This window comes from Lunatimonas lonarensis (assembly GCF_000390185.1).
Lineage (GTDB): Bacteria > Bacteroidota > Bacteroidia > Cytophagales > Cyclobacteriaceae > Lunatimonas > Lunatimonas lonarensis.
On record NZ_AQHR01000085.1, the window covers coordinates 209,383 to 230,926 of the forward strand.

Below are 21,544 nucleotides of genomic sequence, written 5' to 3' on the forward strand. Positions count from 1 at the left end.
AGTTTACCGCTTTATCTGTCCCATCCAATTACCCCAGGCCAACGCAATCCGCGCACTCAGGAGACCCAAAACCCCTGCCAGTGCCAAACCCTTTATCAAACCCAATCCGGAAGAAGTGTAATTTGGATGAAAGTCATAGCGATAGCTCCAGTCGGGAGAGCTGCTGTAAGGCCAAGAAAAGCGCCCAAAAAACCAACCTCTTGCAGCCTCGGTGTTCAGGAATTCAGCAAAATACCACTGTAACGGAACAAATGCGGCCAAAAAAACCAGAGATAGCAAGGCTGCGAGTACCCACTTATTTATTTCACGACTTCTCTGCATCACCAGATCGATCGCCAAAGCCGGGAAAACCAATAATAGAGGAAAGTGATAAGGCTGAAACCGTGTAATATGGTTAAAAACAGGGCTTAATTTAGGCTCTGCAGGAAATAGCGGCAAGATCCATACCATGGCTGCCATCAACCCCATGTAGCACAGTGCCATCACTGTCCCTCCCCACCGAAACGGGGAGGCATAGGATACCGGAACAATCAACAAAGGAAAAACAACGGCTGCTACCTTGTATGCCGTCACGCCATGCAAACGGTTGACAAAGAAAAACTCGGAAATAATCGTGTAAACCATTACCAACACAAAGCCAGCGGACAATGCAAACAGCCACCTAAGGTGGTTCCTGGTTTTGGTGGACACCGTACCCTTCAAGTTGTTTTGCACTGCCAGTACACTCACCATAGCCCCAAACTGAATCATCATCATACCCAATCCCAACACCAAATGAGGGGGAGATAGAATCTTGACATCCAATCCGTACGTATTGTGCCACCAATCATCAAAAGGTGCTGATGTCAGCATGGCAAACGCGCCCCAAATACAAAAAAGGGCTCCCAACGATCCATGGAATATGCCCCAAAAAGGAATACTGGCTTGTTTCTCCTCCTCAGAAGAAAAAAAGCTTGTTTTTAAAACCTTAATTCCGGAGAAAACGCCAGCAATCACTGCTCCCAAATACATGGATAGATGGGGGGGCGAAAAAAGGCCATCCCTCCCAACGCTCATATGCCAGGAAATGTCCCACAATAAGCCGACAGCAATACACAAGCTGGCAAAAACCGAAGCGTAGACATAGGCTGGGATTGAAACTGACCGCGCCGAATGGCTAACTGGCTCCACAATAGGGGGCATCACAGCGGTTTGAGACATACTAGTATTCAGTTATAGTACGATTGATTACAAAGACTAAAGATAAGGCTGGCGTACCAACATCAAAAGAAATACGAACGCCAATTATAAAAAGACTACCGGATTATCAAAAAACGAAGGGGCCTCATAGGCCCCTCGCTTAGTTTAATTACCCACAAATTGTTCCCATACCACTACCGATTAGGCCAACCAAGCGGGCTTGGTAGTAACGACCTCCGCTCTCAACTGATTCAGTAGATTATAAAGCCCAAAATACGTACGGTTAACATAAAGCCCGTGTTTCGACCCCCTGGCCTGTTTGGACTTTCTAAACATATTGTCATTGGAAATACGATCGCCCAACTGGAATATCTCCTGAAAATAACCGTCGTCCGCAAAGTTGAAACTATCCACATGAAACGGTCTCCCCAGAAGGTGGATCATCTCCCTAAAAACACCTTTAAAGTAAGCCTGTTCCTCGATACTGTCTTTGTTGGAAATAAATTCCAAATCAACAAAAACCTGATCCAGTTCCTCTTGATTGATCAAAAGATCCTTTTTTATAAGCGAGAAATACCCTGTATAGAAATCCTCCGGGATTACTTTTACACATCCGAAGTCAATTATCGCAAGCCGACCATCGGGCTGAATAATGAAGTTGCCCGGATGGGGATCCGCGTGCACCTGCTGCATTTCGTGAACCTGGTGATGGTAAAAGTCCCACATAGCCTGGCCGACCAGATTTTTTTGCTCCTGTGTCGGGTCGGTCTGAAGCCATTCCCTAATGTGCAACCCATTCATCCAATCCATAGTAATAACCCTCGGACTACTCATTTCTTGGTAATAGGTGGGAAATGCCAAATTCGGAATATGGCTACAGGCGGAAGCAATCTCGGCACCCCTCTGCATCTCAAGTTCATAATCCGTCTCTTCTAGGAGCTTTTCTTCCACTTCTTCCATGTAATGGTCGAGCTCACGTTCGTTCATATTAAGAAGCCTCAGGGCAAAGGGTCTGACAAGTTTTAAGTCCGACCGAACACTGGACGCTACACCTGGATACTGGATCTTTACGGCAAATACCCGCTCGCCCTTTGTGGCCTGATGTACTTGTCCGATGGATGCCGCATTCACGGCTGTCTGGGTAAAACTGTCGAACAGTTGATCCGGCGATTGGTCAAAAAACTGTTTGAAGGTCTTCACTACCAGTGGATAGGACAATGGAGGAGCACTGTACTGCGCCATGGTAAATTTATCCTGATAGGCAGTCGGCAGCATATTTTTATCCATAGCCATCATCTGGGCAACTTTCAGTGCAGATCCTTTTAGTTCACTGAGCGAATCATATATATCCTCGGCATTTTCCTTATGGAGTTGATCCTTACTCAGAGAAGGATTTACCACTTTTTGAGCATAGTGCTTCACGTAGTTTCCCCCTACCTTGGCCCCTGTTTTCAAAAATTTAGCAGCCCTCTGAACCTTCGATACGGGAATACTACTCTGTTCCTTTAATGTATTGGCCATGCTCATTTAGATTGGTATAAGAATTTGGCAAAGTCGACAAAACTGTCAACCGCACTTTTCCCCATAAGGTCAAAAGCTAGATTGACTGACTTTTCTACAGCTGCGTCTGTCTTTTCAAACGCCGGCGACGTATCGCGCATCCAAAACTGGAAAACAAACATAACCTGTAACCACAGTGCCTCGTCATATCGGTCGGTGATAAATGGCCGGTCTGCAATTTCATCCGTCTCTTTCCCCTCCAACACAATGTCCCTTGCAAAAGATTTAAACTTCTCTTTAAAGGATTTCATTTCGGTCATAAAAGGATTTCTTTCTTTCATCCTCCCACTGTAAACGCTAAGTAGGTAGCTCCGCTTTCCCTTCAACTCCTCCAGCCAAGTGTAAAAGAAACCAAGCAATTTTTCCCTGGAAGAATACCCCGGATATACTTCCTGGCTTTGGAGTTCTTTAATCGTTTTATCAAACAGAATCTCCCATACCGATTCTTTTATCGCTTCAAAAGAGGTGAAAAACTGATAAAATTCCCCTTCTTTCATTTTAAGCCCTTTTGCGAACTTAAACACTGAGCTGGGTTCTTTACCGTTCTCAAGAATATAGCTAATATACTCCTCTAATATCAGTTGCTTTTTATCACCGCTGTTTTTCTTTGCTTCTGTCATCCCTGTTTGTTGTTTTCAATCACACCTAGGTAACAAAATAACCTTTGAGGAGGTTTTTGATTTGTTGTTAATTATTTTCTCGGATGCATCTGGAATACCAAAACACCAAATCGTCGTTTGATTTTGAAAAAGGTAAACCATTTTCCATCTTTTTTGCGTTTATTAGTAAAATTAAACTCCTGGCAGGTATGCGGATTCGGGGACTATTACCTAAACTACTTTTTATTACGTTGATGGCTTCCGCCTCATGTACGCAAGATGAGGAATTGCCGGAGGTTCGATTCAAGCGGGTCAAAGAAGCCATTTACTCAAGTATGAATGAATGGTATTTTTGGAACCATCTTATACCCACAGGAATAAACATAGATCAGCATACATCCTATCAAAGTTTGCTGCGAAGCATGATGTACACCCAACTGGATGAATGGTCCTATATTACCACCCCGCAGGAGTTTAATAGAGCGTTTACGGGGCAGCAGGCGGGGCACGGCTTTGGGATAGCCATTGGTTTGGACGATCGCCTGTTTGTATCCTTCGTTTATAATGAATCGCCCGCCGGAAAGGATGGATGGCAACGAGGTTGGGAAATTGTTGGCGTCAACGGGAGGCCAACATCCTCCTATCGATCTGGAAATGGCTACAACCTTCAATTGGGTCCAAACACTTCCGACATTCAAAATACATTTGTACTGAAGTTGCCAGACGGGTCTGAAATAACCAGAAGAATTGGCAAAACAGAATACCAAACCAATTCTGTACTGCACAAAGAGATCATCAAAATAGATGAAAAACAAGTAGGATATTGGGTGTATAATAGCTTTAGGGCTACGCGCGGAGTGACGCCGACCAAGAGCGTGGAGGTGGAAGACGCCTTGGCTTTTTTTGAGGAGGCCCAGATTTCTGAATTGGTTATCGACCTCCGTTACAATGGCGGCGGATCGGTGGACGTAGCCGAACAGATAATGAATGCGCTGATCCCCGGAATCCACGATGGGAAATTGATGTATACCAACGCACTCAATGATTCCAAATCCAACTTAAACGAGTCCCAAAATTTTAAGAAAACGGGAAACCTGGAATTGAATCGAATTCTGTTTCTCACCTCAAGAGGTTCCGCATCCGCAAGTGAGTTGATCATCAATTGCCTTGAACCCTACATGGAAACGGTCATTATTGGTGAAAATACGTTTGGAAAACCGGTTGGCTCTTTCCCACTTTCGCGGTTTAACAATACCCTGTCAGCCAATGACGTCGAACTGGTCCCAATTACGTTTGCCATAGCAAACGCGAATGGCAAAGCAGAGTATTTTGGCGGTTTTTCACCCCAATTTCTTGCGGGGGACGACGTTTCAAAAAACTGGGGGAACCAACAGGATCCCAGACTCAGGGCTGCCTTGGATTATCTTCAGTTTGGTAGCGTAGGGCCTCAGGCGAGGCAGAGCTACAAAGACCATGGATGGGCAATGATCGACAACTTCAATGGGCTGTTGAAGGAGTTTCCCGCTTACTGATCGATTCCTTCGAAACTAGGCACCTGGCTCAGCGGTTTCTTTTCAGGTAGTCCAAGTAATCACCTTTTGGTATAGGCTTCAAACCATGGGTATTTCCTTGGTATACGTATACCCACACATCACTCAGGGTTCCCTTCTCCAGAAATACGTTTGTTTTTTTTCGTTTGTAAGGAAACTCAGGACTATAACTATCCGAAACCCCTTCATACTCGTCTAAAACGGCCAAAAGATGCTCCATGAATTCTTTCCGGTAGATATCGCCTACGACCCATTCTTGGCATTGGTGCTGTATCTGCAAACCAGGGTATTCGCCAAGGTCGTAAAGCCATCCCTCAACCTTGCCCATACAAAAAAAATTGGCCTCTGAGTTCAGCATCTCACCCATCGGGTGACCAAAATCACGGCGAAGGGTTCCATATACAAAAAGGTATTCCATGCTATTTTTGATGTCGATCCAATAGTACCTGCATCACTTCATCCAGCTCGTATCCCTTTGCTTCCAAAAGAACCAAGTAATGAAACAACAAATCAGCTGCTTCTCCCAAGAACAACTCCTTGTTGTCATCTTTGGATTCAATGACGATCTCCACTGCCTCCTCACCTACTTTTTGGGCAACTTTGTTGATGCCTTTCGCAAATAAGGATGCGGTGTAAGAACTGTCCGAAGGCCTATTTTTACGGTCTTTTATGATTGCTCTAAGGTGATCAATGAAATAGGTTTTCGATCGATTAACCTCTGAAAAGCAGGTATCTGCCCCTGTATGGCACACAGGGCCAACCGGATCTGCATACACCAATAACGTATCCCTGTCACAGTCAAGCAGTATTTCGCGTACATTCAAAAAATTACCGGAAGTCTCGCCCTTTGTCCATAGCCTCTCTTTAGTACGACTAAAAAAGGTAACCTTTCCTGTTTCCTTGGTCCTTTGCAATGCCTCCTGATTCATATACCCAAGCATAAGTACCTGCTTGGTCGTGGCATCCTGTACAATGGCGGGTACCAGTCCATCCGTCTTTTCAAAATCTATGTTCCAATCATCCATAATGCTTGTTTTTTTATAGCCAGACTCTCTTAAAAGCGACCATCCCGTCTAGCGGGCAGCGAACTACTTTCTTAGATCCGGACTACAATTCCACGCTCATGTAAATATCGCTTTAAATCAGGAATGGATATCTCCTTAAAATGAAAGATACTGGCTGCTAGTGCCGCATCGGCTCTCCCCATTGTAAACACCTCTTCGAAATGTCCCATATCCCCTGCCCCCCCAGAGGCTATGACAGGTATGGGCAGTTTGGACGATATTTCCGCGGTGATGCGGTTAGCGAACCCGGTTTTTACTCCGTCGTGATCCATGGACGTAAGCAATATCTCCCCTGCTCCACGATTACAGACTTCGTCTGCCCATTGCTGAGTGACAATCGACGTTGGGCGTCGCCCTCCATGGGTGTGGACCAAATCAACACCGTCTACGTTTTTGGTGTCAATGGCGACAACTATACACTGACTTCCAAACTCCCGTGCCATTTCGTCCACTACATTGGGATTTTTGACCGCAGAAGAGTTCACACTGATTTTATCGGCACCAGCGTTTAGAAGCGCCTTAACGTCATCAACGGTCGAGATCCCTCCGCCTACCGTAAATGGAATATTTATGTTCTTCGCTACTCGGGTAACAAGTTCTACCAAGGTTTTTCGTTTTTCGACCGTAGCTGTTATGTCCAAAAAAACCAATTCGTCCGCACCTTCATCGGCATATAGTTTACCCAACTCCACGGGATCGCCAGCATCCCTAAGGTCAACAAAATTAACCCCTTTGACAGTTCTCCCATCCTTGATATCCAAGCAGGGTATTATTCTTTTCGTCAGCATGTATTCGCTTTTCGGGTTTAAACCATCAATCTACAAATGCGGCAAGTTGATCCAGCGTAATCCGACCCTCGTAGTATGCTTTGCCTACGATTGTTCCATAGACCCCTAAATCGGCCAATGCTTCGAGGTCTTTTACCTCCGAAACACCGCCCGAAGCAATCAATTTAATACCCGGAATTTCAAACAAGATGTCCTTGTACAAATCCAAAGATGGTCCCTGAAGCAAACCATCCTTAGCCACATCCGTACAGATAACGTATTCTATACCTTTGGCCTGATAGGCCTTGATAAAGGCAATGACCTCCATGTCGGTCGTTTCCTCCCAACCCGAGATGGCAATTTGGCGATTTTTGGCATCTGCTCCCAATATGATTTTCTCACCCGAATAGGTTTGCAGCCATTTGTCGAAAAGAGCAGGGTTCTTTACCGCTACACTACCACCTGTCACCTGACGGGCCCCGAGTTCAAACGCCAAGGAAATATCCTCCTCAGATTGTATTCCTCCACCAAAATCAACCAGGAGATTTGTTTCGGCTGCAATCCTCCTAAGGACCTCTGCGTTTACAATTTTTTTAGCTTTGGCACCATCCAGATCGACCAAATGAAGTCGCCTGATGCCCGCATCTTCGAAACGCTTGGCCATTTCCAGTGGATCATCGGCATACGATTTTTTACGGGCGTAATCACCCTGGGTCAGACGCACACATTTGCCGTCTATGGTATCTATGGCTGGGATTATTTCCATTATAGATTTAGAAAGTTGGTAAGGATACGCTCACCGGTCACACTACTCTTTTCCGGGTGGGCTTGCATGGCGTAATAATTGTCCCGATGCAAGAGGGCGCTAAAATCAAGCATGTAGTGACTCGTAGCAATGGTATACTCGGGATGCAGCTCTGCATAATAACTATGCACGTAATAGGCAAAGGGCTTTTCATCCAATCCCTGAAGAAGAGCACTGGTTCGGTTCTCCAAGCTATTCCAGCCGATATGGGGTACTTTCTCAAAACTGGGAAAACGCTTTACGCGTATGGGAAATATACCCAAACAGGGGGTGTCGTTTTCCTCTGAGTAATCGCACAGCAGTTGCAGTCCCAAGCAAATCCCAAAAAATGGCTGCTTCAACTCACGAATCAACCTATCGAGATTACGGGACTTCAAGTAGGACATTGCCGTGCTGGCCTCTCCTTGGCCCGGGAAGATCACCTTGTCTGCCTTTTGGATGGTTTCCCAATCGTCGGTAAGAACCGCCTCGGCACCGAGGCGCTCCATGGCATAAAGCACAGATTGCACATTCCCCGCATTGTATTTGATGATGGCTATATTCATAAAGTAACTAGGCCACGTGGGCCAAACAAGTAACCGGCCTGTATTCCGGCGCGCTAATTTAGTGGATTTCGGCGGTTGAACGATAAAAAAGCACTTTAATTACCCCAAGATCATAGATCCTCACTAACCGACTTAGCAAGAATCCCCTCCAGCTCGTCTTGGATCGAAGGTACCGCTTCGCTTAGCTGCTCGAAACCTTCGATTACGAAATATCGATCCTGAAAACGATTTTTCCAGTAGGGCGTCAGAAGCAATGTGGACACGTCAAAAGGAACGCGTTTGGGTTCGTCGGAAAGGGCAAATTTCGTTTCCCCTATGGAACTAAGTATTCTGGCACCATAGGCTTTTAGCTGTCCACCTTCCCAAAGGAGTCCAAACTCGGCAGTATACCAATAGACCCTTGATAGCATCCCCATGGCCAAGGGATTGTCTAGGTAGTTTACAGCTAAACTGGCCAGTTGTTGTAAAAAAAACACGTAACTGGGATTGGTCAGTAAGGGTAAATGGCCAAACGTGTCATGAAATACATCCGGCTCCAGCGGATAATCCAACTCGCTATGTGTTCGCATCCTTGGAGAAGCCGGAAATCTTCGATTTTTCAACAAGCCAAAAAACAAATTCTCAGGGATAAGGCTTGGTACCGCCCTTACTCCCCATCCAGTTCTTTCAGACAGTCGTTTACTCACCTCTTCAAAACATACAATTTTGTCAGAAGAAAAACCCAGTACTTCAAGCCCTGCCAGAAAATGCCTGCTCGCATGTTCGGATATAAGCGGATGGAGCCTGTGAAAAAGCAATTTCCATAACGCTTGTTCCTCCTCCGTGTAGGCATCGTAATTTTGCCTCTTTTGGGGCATTCTGGGATCTTTGGCTAGGTCTGTTAGGTTCATGGGCTGTTGTTTATCCGAGACGTATACATTCTGGATAGGTATCTCTGCTTTTGTCATACGAAAACCAACTCTCTGTGGTTTTAAGTAATAATGTGGAGCCGAAATTTGTTTTATTCCCGATTAGTTTGAATCTTTGTGTGGTAAAAAAATGAAGGGCTTGTTATTCATACCGAACGTTGCTTATACGGCAGAAACTTTGTCGAACTCCCTTGTTTTGTTTTGTCCGTTGAAAACTTTTAGGTCTGTCTTTAGGGCATAGTCCCTGGATAAATTCATGACGTCCTACGCGGATGTCTTTCATCGATTCACTTAACTTATCAACCATTAATTTCAGGAATGCTCTTTGAACAATGTCGTTCATAGGGTGGTAGAAGAGTGTTCCCAAGCATGAATAGACCAATGACAACTCAAAAATTCATTATTAAGCCTGCTGGCCCTGAGCACCATGTTTACGCGGAGACGATCACCGAAGAAATGGCGCGTTCTGCGCAGGCAAGAGGAACCGGGATCGCCCGAAGATCACCTGAGTATATCAAAGTGAAAATGTCGGAGGGAAAAGCGGTCATAGCGCTTGCAAAAGATGGTACTTGGGCTGGATTCTGCTACATTGAAGCTTGGAGCCACGGAAAGTTTGTCGCCAACTCCGGCTTGATAGTATCTCCGGAATTCAGGAAGTGTGGCTTGGCAAGGGAAATTAAAAGGGAGGTCTTTAAACTCAGCAGGACAAAATTTCCTGAATCCAAAATATTTGGCCTGACTACCGGTGCTGCGGTTATGAAAATAAATTCTGAGCTCGGGTACATCCCTGTATCCTACTCCGAGCTGACAACCGATGAGGAGTTCTGGAAAGGTTGCCAAAGCTGCGTCAATTATGAAATTCTGATGAGCAAAAACAGGCAAAACTGCCTTTGTACGGCCATGCTGTATGAACCCAAACCGGAAAAAAAATCAGAGATTAAAAAGCTAAGAGATGAGTTTCAGAAAAATGTCAAGCTGTTTATACGGCTTATGAAAATCAAAAAGCACGTTTTCCTGAAATTCAATCGGAAACGGGTCGTTGAAACGGAAGTAAAACCGGATAAGATTAACGCATAACGCACCCATTTCATTAGTCGTTAACACCAATTAAGAAAAATAGAAACAACCCTTGTAAATCAATCCTGAACATCCGATCATGTGACGATTGGTTCAGGCGAAAGATTTAAAGGGAACGTTGAAAACCAAACCAAAAACAAATGAAGAAAGTCGTATTGGCATACAGTGGAGGATTGGACACCACGTTTTGTGCACTGCACCTTACCAAAGACAAAGGGTACGAAGTCCACGCTGTACTGGTAAACACAGGAGGATTCAGCAAGGAGGAACTGGCTACCATCGAGGAGAGAGCCAAGGTATTGGGAGTATCTTCATTTAATGTGTTGGACGTCACGAAGACCTATTACGATGAGGTAATCAAGTACCTGGTATTTGGCAACGTACTAAAGAACCAAACCTACCCGCTCTCCGTGAGTGCGGAACGAATCCTACAGGCAAAATCGCTTGCAGAATATGCTAAATCCATCGGTGCTACAGCGGTGGCCCATGGAAGTACCGGTGCCGGAAACGATCAGGTACGCTTCGATATGATTTTCCAAACCATTCTTCCAGAGGCTGAAATAATCACGCCAATCAGAGATCTCAAGCTCAGTAGGGAAGAAGAAATTGAGTACCTGAAAAAGCACGGGGTGAGCATGAATTTCGAAAAAGCAGCCTATTCCATCAATAAAGGCATCTGGGGTACCTCGGTAGGCGGCAAGGAAACGTTGACTTCCCACCAAGGTTTGCCGGAATCTGCCTTTCCGACCCAAGTGACCGCGTCGGAATCAAAAGATATCACCTTGGAATTTGAACAGGGTGAACTTAGAAGTGTTCAGGGAATCCGATATGCCAACCCGGTGGATGCGATTTTGAGGGTGCAAGAACTGGCAGCTCCCTACGGTATAGGTAGAGATATTCACGTTGGGGATACAATCATTGGCATTAAGGGACGTGTAGGCTTTGAAGCGGCCGCTCCACTGATTATTATCAAATCCCACCAATTGCTAGAGAAGCACACCCTCACCAAATGGCAAATGTTCTGGAAAAACCAACTGGCCGAGTTTTATGGCAACCACCTGCACGAAGGACATTACCTGGATCCCGTCATGCGGAACCTGGAGGCTTTTTTGGCAGATACCCAAACCTGTGTTTCCGGAAAAGTGCATGTCTCCTTACACCCCTATCGCTTTCAATTGGTCGGGGTGGAATCCCCTCATGACCTGATGTCATCCAAATTTGGCAGTTACGGAGAAATGAACAAGGGCTACACAGCCGATGACGTAAAAGGATTTACCCGTATTTTGGGCAACCAAACGGCCATATTCCACAAAGTCAACCAAAACGAAACCGACCATGAAAATTAAAACCGCGGTAATAGGTGCGGCAGGCTATACGGGTGGGGAACTCCTCCGGCTCCTGTTGCACCACCCTCAAGTTGAAATCAAATACATTCACAGCAACAGCCAAAACGGAAAAAAAATCGACGAAGCGCATCCTGATCTTATCGGAGAGTCTGAGTTGGTGTTCACCGATCAGGTGTATACGGAAGACCTGGATGCCGTATTCCTTTGCCTTCCACACGGTAAGACAAAGCCATTTCTGGAATCCCACCGTTTCTCTGACGACACGGTATTGATAGATCTGAGCACGGATTTCCGAAATGAAAGCAACGGTTTTGTTTACGGTTTGCCCGAGGTGAATAAATCGAAAATCGGACATTCAAAAAAAATAGCCAACCCGGGGTGTTTTGCAACCGGCATTCAACTTGCCCTTGCCCCCGCCATTGCCTCTGGGCTGCCTGCCAATAATCCCATCCATATCACGGGAATAACCGGCAGCACGGGAGCAGGAAAACAACTGAGTGAGACCACACATTTTAGTAATCGAACCGGTAATGTGTCGGTATACAAGTTGTTTACCCATCAACACCTTAAAGAAATAAGGCAAACTTTTGGGCAGCTGGAGGAGGAATTTTCCAACGAGCTTTTGTTTGTACCCTATCGGGGCAATTTCAGCAGAGGAATCTGGATAACTGCCTACTTCCCCTTTACAGGTGATTTGGCCGATGTGTACAAGTTGTACGAAGACTTCTACGCAGAGGCTCCGTTCACCCATGTGTCGAGGAGGGATATAGACATGAAGCAGGCTGTAAACACGAATAAGTGTATTATTCATTTGAAGGTCGAGGCCGGACAGTTGATTGTCTATGCAGCCATAGATAACTTGCTAAAAGGTGCCTCTGGACAAGCGGTACAAAACCTTAACCTGGCGTTTGGTTTGGAGGAACACACTGGCTTGGCCCTGAAAAGTATTGCCTTCTAATCGGAGGACGATACTCAAGCCCAAGCGATAAAGGATTCTGCACGAATCAAGTTAGGCGAATTGGGCATGATAGATTGCTATGATGAAGATTTAAATAGCAGGACATTAAGGCTGCCATGCGCGAACAGACATAATGTAGTAGCCATAAAATGAGATGACTATCAAATACTTGGACACGACTTCTGGCAGGTATAGCCTCCATCCCGATGAACCGGGCCAAGTTGTGACCTTTGAAAAACAATTATAGACACATGAAACTATTTGATGTATATCCGCTTATAGACGTAACTCCTGTCAAAGCATCGGGGGCTACTCTGTGGGACGAAGCGGGAAACAAATACCTTGACCTTTATGGTGGACATGCCGTCATTTCCATTGGGCATACCCATCCCCACTACGTGAAACGAATCACGGAGCAATTGGACATGATTGCTTTTTATTCCAATTCGGTTAAAATACCGATTCAAAAGGATTATGCAAGGGAACTTGGAAGAATTTCAGGATATCCGGACTACGAGCTATTTCTTTGTAACTCCGGAGCCGAGGCCAATGAAAACGCCCTAAAATTGGCGTCTTTTGAAACCGAAAAGGACACCTTCATTGCGTTCAAAGGAGCCTTCCACGGGCGAACGTCCGGTGTAGTGGCCATCACCGATAACCCAAAAATCGTGGCACCTTTCAACAGCCATCATAAAGTCCATTTTGTAACTTTCGGTGACTTGGAGGCTGTGGAAAAAGCCCTAAAATCCAACACGGTAGCGGGTATCATCATAGAGGGCATTCAAGGTGTAAATGGCATCCGGGTTCCGGATGGTTCTTTCGTAACCGCGTTGGCCCGGCTGGCCAAGCAACACCACGCAAAGCTGATTTTGGACGAAGTACAATCCGGGTTTGGACGAACCGGTAGGTTTTTTGCCCACCAATGGGTAGATGGACTTCGACCGGATGTTATTACAGTGGCCAAAGGAATGGGCAACGGATTCCCCATCGGGGGCGTGTTGATCCATCCTGATATCAAATCTTCCTATGGACTGTTGGGAACCACTTTCGGGGGGAACCACTTGGCCTGTGCCGCAGGTTTGGCTGTGCTGGAAGTTATTGAAAGCGAACAACTGATGGCCAATGCAGATCAACTTGGCAATTGGCTTATGGAAGCACTTAAATCCGTAGAAGGTATCACGGAAATACGCGGCAAGGGACTGATGATCGGCATTGATCTGGACAGAGACGCAGGACCAGTAAGAAGTGAGCTTGTCCATAAACACAGGATTTTCACGGGCAGTTCGGCGGGAAAAAACACAATTAGGCTGCTTCCTCCTTTATCAATTGATCAACAATCGTTACATTTATTCCTCGAAAGTTTACAATCTGTACTTACCCTAACCGAAGCCTGACGAAGAAACCCTTAAAGATGAAGCATTTCACTCAATTTGATGATAAAAATATGGCCGCAGCGCTCATCGAGCAGGCGCTGGCTTTCAAGAGTAATCCACGAAAATACGCAGACCTGGGACGGGGAAAACGCCTAGGTCTGATCTTTTTGAACCCAAGCCTACGCACCCGTGTAAGTACACAGATCGCCGCCTCCAATTTGGGTATCGAAAGCATCGTCCTAAATATGGATAAGGAAAGCTGGGCATTGGAAATGCAGGATGGCGCATTGATGAACAAACACACCGTAGAACATATCAAAGACGCTGCTGCTGTGTTGGGAAGTTATTTTGATATGCTGGCCATACGTGCCTTCCCCTCCCTTACCAACAAGACGGAGGACTCAGATGACTTTATTCTGAAGCAGTTCATCAAATATGCCAATATTCCTGTAGTGAGTTTGGAAAGTGCTATAAGACACCCCTTACAGAGTCTTGCCGATATGGTAACGATTCAGGAAAACCTTAGAAACAAACCCCGCCCAAAAGTCGTGCTGACTTGGGCTCCCCATATCAAAGCTATCCCCCATGCCGTCGCCAACTCTTTTGCAGAATGGTCCCTTGGCTGCGGATACGACCTTACCATAGCGCACCCCGAGGGCTACGATCTAGATGAACGCTTTACAGCAGGCGCAACCATCACACATGATCAAGATGAGGCGTTACGTGATGCTGACTTTGTTTATGTGAAAAACTGGAGTGCCTTTCATGAGTACGGCAAAATCATCCACGTTGACCAGCCCTGGATACTCACAGAGAAAAAGTTGGAAAAAAGCCCGGAAGCCAAAGTCATGCATTGCCTTCCGGTAAGACGAAACCTAGAGCTATCTGACGAGATACTGGATAGCCCCCGAAGTCTCGTTCAACAACAGGCCCATAACCGGATTTACGCCGCACAGGCAGTATTGCACCGAATCATTTCATAGCCACTATTCACCGAAATGGAAATCAGCGTTATCAAAATAGGTGGCAATGTCATCGATCATCCCGAGAAAGCCTCCGAATTTCTAAGGGCTTTTGCAGCGTTGCCGGGTTATAAAATACTTATCCACGGTGGGGGAGTACTTGCCTCACGAATCGGCAAATCGCTGGGTATCACACCGCAGATGGTAGATGGCAGGCGAATCACTGACGCGAAAACACTGGAAGTAGTCACCATGGTGTACGCCGGGCTGATCAATAAACAGCTGGTGGCCCAGTTACAGGCCTTTGGACAAAACGCCATCGGTATGACGGGAGCAGATGGAAACGTGGTTCAATCTGTAAAACGTCCCGTTGGCGCCATTGACTATGGGTTTGTCGGAGATGTGGTCGCCGTAAATACCGATCTTTTGGCGAGTTTAATCAGTCAATCCATAGCACCGGTAATCTGCGCAATCACCCATAATAAACAGGGGCAACTCCTCAACACAAATGCGGATACCATCGCGTCCACCATCGCAACCGAATTAGCCAAAAGCCACACAGTTAACCTCTTTTTTTGCTTTGACAGGGCGGGCGTACTTATGGACGAAAAAAACGACGAAAGTCTAATTCCTCTTATCAACGAGGATATTTACGAGGAACTCAAGCGGGATAAGGTCATCCACAGCGGCATGATTCCAAAATTGGAAAATGCCTTTGAGGCACTGCACAAAGGTGTCAACCATGTATGGATGGGTTTACCCGAAAACCTCCACTTGGCGGTCAAAGGAAAAAACGCCGGAACCACTATCCAAAGCCTAAAATATGGTTTATTTTAATCCAAACCCGATCCACCTTGGACAACCTGAAAGCTGAAGCGATCGAGCTACTCAAGAAGCTGATTGAAACCCCCTCTCTCAGTAGGGAGGAAGATAAAACGGCCGACTTGATCATTGATTATCTTGACAAAAAAAAGATAGGATGGATTCGTTCCGCCAACAATGTTTGGGCAAAAAACCGGCACTTTAACCCCTCACTTCCCTCAATCCTTTTAAATTCACACCACGATACGGTAAAACCCAATCAGGGATACACAAAGGATCCATTCGTTGCCGATATTTCGGATGGAAAACTGTACGGTCTTGGAAGTAACGACGCAGGTGGCTGCCTTGTCAGCTTATTGGCGGCCTTCGTCCATTTTTATCCCATGCAGCTTCCCTTTAACCTCCTGTTTGCGGCCTCCGCTGAGGAGGAAATTAGTGGTAAGAATGGTATGGAGTCCCTCCTACCCCAGTTGCCACCCCTGGAACTTGCAATCGTAGGCGAACCGACCCTTTTGCAAATGGCGGTAGCCGAAAAGGGTTTGGTCGTAATTGACGCAACGGTAAAAGGAAAGGCGGGGCATGCAGCCCGTGAAGAAGGTATCAATGCGCTGTATCTGGCACTTGATGATTTGTTGAAAATCAGGGACTACCGATTTAGCCGCGTATCGCCTTACCTGGGCAATACCAAAGTGAGTGCAACCATCATACAGGCTGGGTCACAGCACAACGTAGTGCCGGACACCTGTACCTATACACTGGACGTCCGGGTGACCGATGCGTATACCCTGCAAGAAATTGTCGATGAGTTGGATGATGCGTTGGTGGCAGAGCTAACCCCTCGATCCATGCGATTGAACCCCTCCCACATTGCCTCCGATCATCGTATATTACAGGTTGCCGATCAATTGGGCATTTCCAAATATGGAAGCCCCACCCTTTCTGACCAAGCACTGATTCCCTATCCATCAGTGAAAATTGGCCCTGGCGACTCTGCCCGGTCCCACACGCCGGATGAGTTTATTTACCTTGAAGAAATCAATCAGGGGATAGACCTGTATACAAATCTTCTAGCTACCTATATGAGTCGCTCCTGAGCAATGAACCGTGCACATGGAAATCGGTAAAGGCCAGCTGGCCCAACCTCTGGAAAGGAGCCAGTGTTGAGCAATTTGAAACCATTATAGACCCATGAAATGCCCATGAGAAAAGTTCTCACACAGGAGAATGATTATAAATGGGCATTCCATCCCGATAAACCGGGACAAGTTCTGACCGCTGAAAAACAATTATAGACACATGAAACTTTGGCAGAAAAACACCTCGAGCAAACAGGAAGTTGAACAATTTACCATTGGACGAGATCCTGAATTTGATATACTGTTGGCTCCATTCGACGTATTGGGTTCTCTCGCCCATGCGCAAATGCTGGAAAGCATCGGGCTACTTACCCGAAGCGAACTGGAGATACTCCAAAAAGGACTTAAAGAAATCTGGATGGAAATCGAGGCTGGTACCTTTCGGATAGAGGAAGGCGTTGAAGACGTCCACAGTCAGGTGGAATTTTTGCTTACACAGCGCTACGGAGACGTTGGCAAAAAACTGCACAGCGGTCGATCCAGAAACGACCAGGTACTCGTTGATCTCAAACTGTATTACCGCCATCGTATCCGTGAAATTGTGCTGCTTACCAAAAAACTGTTCAATCAGCTGATCGATTTGGCAGAAAAACACCAACACGATCTCATGCCGGGGTATACCCACACCCAGCTCGCGATGCCTTCCTCATTTGGGCTTTGGTTTAGCGGATTGGCTGAGTCGCTGGTAGAGGATACAATGCTGCTAAAGGCTGCCTATTCGCTCGCAAACCAAAACCCACTGGGTTCCGCTGCGGGCTACGGGTCTTCCTTCCCCCTAAATAGATCCCTCACTACCCAGCTACTGGGTTTTGAAGACCTGCACTACAATGTGATCAACGCGCAAAATAGCCGAGGAAAATCGGAAAAATTCATCGCCTTTGGGGTGGCAGCACTGGCAGGAACACTTAATCGGCTTTCGGACGATATCATCCAGTTTATGAACCCGCACTTTGGGTTTGTAGTGTTTCCTGATGAACTGACTACCGGTTCCAGTATCATGCCCCACAAGAAGAACCCCGATGTCTTTGAGTTGCTGCGTGCAAAAACAAATCAGCTACAGTCCAGCCCTCAAGTAATCCTGATGCAACTGACCAATATGACCACGGGCTATCATCGGGATCTTCAACTTCTCAAAGAAACGGTGTTCCCCGATTTGGAAAAAATCAGCGAGTGCATAGAAATGACTGTTTTTATGCTTGATAATATCCGGGTGAAAAAAGATATACTCAAAGATCCCTTCTATTCCTACCTATTTAGTGTGGAAGAAGTCAATAAGCTTGTTTTAGCGGGAATGCCGTTCCGGGATGCCTATAAAAAAATAGGCTTGGACATTGAGGCAGGGGAGTTTAATCCCGCTACGGAAGTATTGCATACCCACGAAGGAAGTATAGGAAACCTTTGCCTCGACCAGATCAAAGAAAAAATGAGCCGAGCATTGGAGTCCTTTAGCTTTGGAGAGATAGATAGTTCACAGACCAACCTGCTAAAATGACACGCAGGATGTACTGAGGGGGAGGAAGGACGTTCAAATTGTATATTCAACGTTCAATTGCACCGTTTGATTGATCGGGTTTGATGACGAAATTGGTTATATTTACCTGCAGAAGTACATCAATCACCCAAACCCATATCCCCTTGAAGGCATCATCCATGTTCAGGTATTTCCTCCTTTCGGTTACGATAGGAGTAGTTTCTCAGGCCGTTTTTGGCCAGCAGGCAACGGTTTCAGAGAGCAAAAGAACATTTACTACCTATCCATTTGGAGATCCCACGCCCATAGCCGCCTTTGCCTATAAGCCGGACATCTACCCATACTTCCGATTTGAAGGATACAGCGTCCAACCGGTAGATCAGGAGTGGAAAGAGGTACGCCTTGAAAACGACTACCTCAGCGTGAGCATACTACCCGAGATCGGTGGCCGGGTGTGGGGTGCGCGGGAGAAATCCACAGGATACGATTTTATCTACGAAAACGGTGTGGTGAAATTCCGGAACATCGCCATGCGCGGACCTTGGGCCTCAGGGGGCATCGAATTCAATTTCGGCATTATCGGCCATGCCCCGAGTACCGCTTCTCCAGTTGATTACGTGTATTTCGAAAACCCGGACGGCAGCGTGACGTGTGTGGTGGGAACTATGGACCTACCCTCACGCACCCAATGGAGGGTAAAAATCAACCTCCCAAAAGACAAAGCCTACTTCGAAACAGAGGGACTGTGGTATAACCCGGAACCCCTTAGGCAACCTTATTACAACTGGATGACGGCTGCTGCACATGTAGGCGATGATCAGGAGTTCTTTTATCCGGGTCACATTGCCCTACAGCACAGTGGCAGTCTCATAGATTGGCCCATACAGGATGGTCGAAATGTGGCCATGTACAGGGAAAACAATTTTGGATCCAGTAAGTCCCACCATATGGCAGGGTCGTTCCAAAACCACTTTGGTGGCTATTTTCATGATAAAGGAGTCGGATTCGGCCATTTTTCCAATTATGAGGAAATGCCTGGCAAGAAGCTGTGGCTTTGGGCCCTTTCCCGTTCTGGAGGTATCTGGGAAGATCTACTGACCGATAACGATGGCCAATACATGGAATTTCAGGCCGGCCGTATGCTAAACCAATTTTCTCCCACCCGTCAAGTACCTACTCCACTGACGAAAGCTGGCTTTACTCCCTATACCCTTGATAAATGGACAGATTATTGGTTTCCGGTAAAACAGACCGGGGGTATCAGTGAAGTTTCTACCGATGGCGTTTTTTTCGTCGAAAACAAAAACGGACAAGTAGGGATTCGCTTCAATCCCTTCCGTACTATCACTGGAGAGTTGGAGTTTTGGATCGATGGACAAAAGCGGGGATCCCTACCCTTAAACGCGAAACCCATGGATGTCATTAACCACACCTTAGCAGTGCGGGAGGGAATGAAGCACCTGGAAATCAAGCTGAAGAACAAAACCCTGTATGCTTGGCAGGAGAAAGATCCCAACAGACTAAGCCGACCCTTCGATGCCGAGCCTGCCCCAAAACTGTCCGAAGCGGATGACTTTTACTACCAAGCAAGGCAGGAATACAACAGCCGCAATTATAACGGAGCCAAGAAACTGTACGAAAACTGCCTGGAAATAGATCCAGGGCATCAGCGGGCTCGGATCGATCTGTCAGAACTGGCGTTTCGATTTGCAGACTACGACGTAGCGCTAGCCCACATCGTAAAGGCACTTTCTACAGATTTTTATGATCCCCAAGCCAACTTTGTGGCAGCCAGCATATACCGAGAGAAAGATCAGCCCACCGATGCCCTGGAAGCCTATGGATGGGCTGCCCGCTCGATGGAGTTTCGCTCCGGTGCCTATACGGCTATGTCAGAAATTTATCTACACCAGGATGATCTAGCCAAAGCTGAGACCTATGCAAGAAAAGCATTGGATTACAATCGCTACCAAGTCATGGCGTATCAAGTCTTGGCAGTGGCTGCCCGCCTGACAGATCGAGCGGAACACGCTTCGAATTGGCTGAACCAACTACTTGAGATTGATCCCCTCAGCCACTTTGCACGCTTCGAGCAGTACCTGTTGAAACTTCCAGGTACCAGCCTGAGTGCTTTTGACGATGGAATCAAAAACGAATTTCCCTTCCAAACCTACCTGGAAATCGCCTCCATCTACTTAAAATACGGGCGAAACGAAGACGCAATTGCGGCACTGAAAAGCTCCCCTACCCATGCGCTTGTACACCTGTGGCATTCCTATTTGGAGGGTGAAAGCGGCGGTTCTCAACTGGACGCCTTCCTCGCCAAACCCATCGACTGGGTATTTCCTTTTCGGAAAGAAACCTTTCGCATGTTGGAATGGGCTGTTAAAGAAAAACCCCATTGGAAATCTTCTTACTATCTGGCCCTTAATGGAATGAACTTGGGAAGGGAGTCAAAAAGTAAGCAGTTACTTGTAGAACTTGGAAATGCACCGGATGAATACAGCTTTTACCTAAACCGAGCCGCATTGTTGAAGGACTACGCGAATTATTCACCGTTGGATGACCTACAGAAGGCGCTAGAAATGGATCCAGGTCAATGGCGAAACCACCATCGGCTCGCCCAAACTTATGAACACATGGGAGACCACGGCAAACAACAAGAGATCCTGGAAGCTGCGGTTGCCAAGTTCCCCGGGAACTATATGCTGGAACTGGACTTGATCAGGTCATGGGCAGCACTGGGAGCCTATGAAAAAGCGATGAAAGGATTATCAACGATTCACGTGCTTCCTTACGAAGGAGCCGGAGAAGGACGTAATGTTTTTGAGCAAGTATACCTAAATGCCGCTTTGGAAGACTTACGGGAAAAAAGGTTTCGAGAGGCAAATGCCAAAGTCACTAAATCACTGGAGTGGCCTGAGAATCTTGGAGTAGGCAAGCCCTTCGAAACGGATGAAACCATTCAAAACTACCTTTTTGCCCTAATTGCGAAAGCCGCAGGACGGCAAAAAGCTTATCGTAACCGCCTTGAAATGGTGGTTGGACAACCTGAGAGTCAATCCAGAAGGTTACTAAGACCACAATCCGCCTTGGTTATTCGTGCTTTGGAAGACCTAAACAGAAAAGACGAGGCAGATAAACTGTGGAATAACATCCAACAAGGAACCAACCGCCAAGCGGTGATCAACTTGGGCGTACTAACCGGCAGAATAACCGACCAAGAAGTTACGGAAAACAGAGAGTATCAGTTGATGAAGAAGATATTGGACGCCGCAGGAAGGAATTGATTAACCAACCTATCATATCCAATCCCAAATCAAGTACACCATTATAAATGCCAATAAGTAGCCGGCCAAAAAGGAGATAAAATAAGGCCAAGTCAAGTCGTATTCCTGGTACACGGAACGTTTTACATTTTT

19 protein-coding genes are annotated in these 21,544 nt (G+C 46.4%); 10 read left to right on the forward strand and 9 right to left on the reverse strand.

The genetic code is table 11. The annotated features are described in order from the left end of the window. Nucleotides 1–3: 3 nt before the first annotated feature. The 3 genes from ADIS_RS13605 to ADIS_RS13615 form a co-directional block, all read right to left on the reverse strand. Nucleotides 4–1,200 carry a hypothetical protein gene (locus ADIS_RS13605; RefSeq protein ID WP_051113319.1) on the reverse strand — a complete coding sequence of 399 codons (1,197 nt, stop codon included), beginning with the start codon at nucleotides 1,198–1,200 and terminating at the stop codon, nucleotides 4–6. A 180-nt stretch (nucleotides 1,201–1,380) separates the two neighbouring features. Continuing rightward, complete coding sequence (locus ADIS_RS13610) at nucleotides 1,381–2,700, reverse strand: ABC1 kinase family protein (protein WP_035806119.1); 1,320 nt, start codon at nucleotides 2,698–2,700, stop codon at nucleotides 1,381–1,383. 2 nt (nucleotides 2,701–2,702) lie between these two features. Further along, the gene (locus tag ADIS_RS13615) at nucleotides 2,703–3,359 is read right to left on the reverse strand and encodes a TetR/AcrR family transcriptional regulator (protein WP_010855138.1); all 657 of its coding nucleotides are present in this window, start codon (nucleotides 3,357–3,359) and stop codon (nucleotides 2,703–2,705) included. A gap of 188 nt (nucleotides 3,360–3,547) precedes the next feature. On the opposite strand from ADIS_RS13615, the gene ADIS_RS13620 reads away from it, so the two are divergent. Next, complete coding sequence (locus ADIS_RS13620) at nucleotides 3,548–4,870, forward strand: S41 family peptidase (RefSeq protein ID WP_035806121.1); 1,323 nt, start codon at nucleotides 3,548–3,550, stop codon at nucleotides 4,868–4,870. Between the two features lie 28 nt (nucleotides 4,871–4,898). Here ADIS_RS13620 and ADIS_RS22375 read toward each other — a convergent pair whose 3' ends face one another. From ADIS_RS22375 to ADIS_RS13650, 6 genes are all read right to left on the reverse strand, one after another. Further along, nucleotides 4,899–5,306: a gamma-glutamylcyclotransferase family protein gene (locus ADIS_RS22375; protein WP_051113320.1), complete on the reverse strand. Its 408-nt coding sequence runs from the start codon at nucleotides 5,304–5,306 to the stop codon at nucleotides 4,899–4,901. A gap of 1 nt (nucleotide 5,307) precedes the next feature. Then, a complete protein-coding gene (gene hisIE / locus ADIS_RS13630) occupies nucleotides 5,308–5,913 on the reverse strand; it encodes a bifunctional phosphoribosyl-AMP cyclohydrolase/phosphoribosyl-ATP diphosphatase HisIE (RefSeq protein ID WP_010855142.1) in 606 nt (201 codons plus the stop codon). A 71-nt stretch (nucleotides 5,914–5,984) separates the two neighbouring features. Then, the gene (gene hisF / locus ADIS_RS13635; RefSeq protein WP_010855143.1) at nucleotides 5,985–6,740 is read right to left on the reverse strand and encodes an imidazole glycerol phosphate synthase subunit HisF; all 756 of its coding nucleotides are present in this window, start codon (nucleotides 6,738–6,740) and stop codon (nucleotides 5,985–5,987) included. 25 nt (nucleotides 6,741–6,765) lie between these two features. Further along, nucleotides 6,766–7,485, reverse strand: a complete 720-nt coding sequence (gene hisA / locus ADIS_RS13640) for a 1-(5-phosphoribosyl)-5-[(5-phosphoribosylamino)methylideneamino]imidazole-4-carboxamide isomerase (protein ID WP_010855144.1) — start codon at nucleotides 7,483–7,485, stop codon at nucleotides 6,766–6,768. Further along, nucleotides 7,485–8,069, reverse strand: a complete 585-nt coding sequence (gene hisH / locus ADIS_RS13645; RefSeq protein ID WP_010855145.1) for an imidazole glycerol phosphate synthase subunit HisH — start codon at nucleotides 8,067–8,069, stop codon at nucleotides 7,485–7,487. Before hisH ends, hisA begins: the two co-directional genes overlap by 1 nt. A gap of 110 nt (nucleotides 8,070–8,179) precedes the next feature. Next, complete coding sequence (locus ADIS_RS13650; protein ID WP_010855146.1) at nucleotides 8,180–8,959, reverse strand: phenylalanine 4-monooxygenase; 780 nt, start codon at nucleotides 8,957–8,959, stop codon at nucleotides 8,180–8,182. Nucleotides 8,960–9,358: 399 nt separating this feature from the next. Here ADIS_RS13650 and ADIS_RS13655 point away from each other — a divergent pair, with 399 nt between their 5' ends. From ADIS_RS13655 to ADIS_RS13695, 9 genes are all read left to right on the forward strand, one after another. Then, on the forward strand, nucleotides 9,359–10,054 hold the full coding sequence (locus ADIS_RS13655) for an N-acetyltransferase (protein WP_010855147.1): 696 nt from the start codon (nucleotides 9,359–9,361) through the stop codon (nucleotides 10,052–10,054). 140 nt (nucleotides 10,055–10,194) lie between these two features. Next, entirely contained in the window at nucleotides 10,195–11,400 is a 1,206-nt protein-coding gene (locus ADIS_RS13660) for an argininosuccinate synthase (protein WP_010855148.1), read from the forward strand. Beyond that, on the forward strand, nucleotides 11,390–12,358 hold the full coding sequence (argC, locus tag ADIS_RS13665) for an N-acetyl-gamma-glutamyl-phosphate reductase (protein ID WP_010855149.1): 969 nt from the start codon (nucleotides 11,390–11,392) through the stop codon (nucleotides 12,356–12,358). The genes ADIS_RS13660 and argC overlap by 11 nt, the downstream gene beginning before the upstream one ends. A 251-nt stretch (nucleotides 12,359–12,609) precedes the next feature. Next, nucleotides 12,610–13,752 (forward strand): aspartate aminotransferase family protein, encoded by a 1,143-nt coding sequence (locus ADIS_RS13670; protein ID WP_010855150.1) that lies wholly within the window; start codon nucleotides 12,610–12,612, stop codon nucleotides 13,750–13,752. Between the two features lie 17 nt (nucleotides 13,753–13,769). Beyond that, the gene (locus tag ADIS_RS13675) at nucleotides 13,770–14,714 is read left to right on the forward strand and encodes an N-acetylornithine carbamoyltransferase (RefSeq protein WP_010855151.1); all 945 of its coding nucleotides are present in this window, start codon (nucleotides 13,770–13,772) and stop codon (nucleotides 14,712–14,714) included. A 15-nt stretch (nucleotides 14,715–14,729) separates the two neighbouring features. Continuing rightward, nucleotides 14,730–15,530 (forward strand): acetylglutamate kinase, encoded by an 801-nt coding sequence (gene argB / locus ADIS_RS13680; protein ID WP_010855152.1) that lies wholly within the window; start codon nucleotides 14,730–14,732, stop codon nucleotides 15,528–15,530. A gap of 17 nt (nucleotides 15,531–15,547) precedes the next feature. Beyond that, entirely contained in the window at nucleotides 15,548–16,609 is a 1,062-nt protein-coding gene (locus ADIS_RS13685) for a M20 family metallo-hydrolase (protein ID WP_010855153.1), read from the forward strand. Nucleotides 16,610–16,811: 202 nt separating this feature from the next. Continuing rightward, complete coding sequence (gene argH, locus ADIS_RS13690; RefSeq protein WP_010855154.1) at nucleotides 16,812–18,143, forward strand: argininosuccinate lyase; 1,332 nt, start codon at nucleotides 16,812–16,814, stop codon at nucleotides 18,141–18,143. A gap of 143 nt (nucleotides 18,144–18,286) precedes the next feature. After that, nucleotides 18,287–21,412 carry a DUF5107 domain-containing protein gene (locus tag ADIS_RS13695; RefSeq protein WP_162141573.1) on the forward strand — a complete coding sequence of 1,042 codons (3,126 nt, stop codon included), beginning with the start codon at nucleotides 18,287–18,289 and terminating at the stop codon, nucleotides 21,410–21,412. Nucleotides 21,413–21,544: the final 132 nt, after the last annotated feature.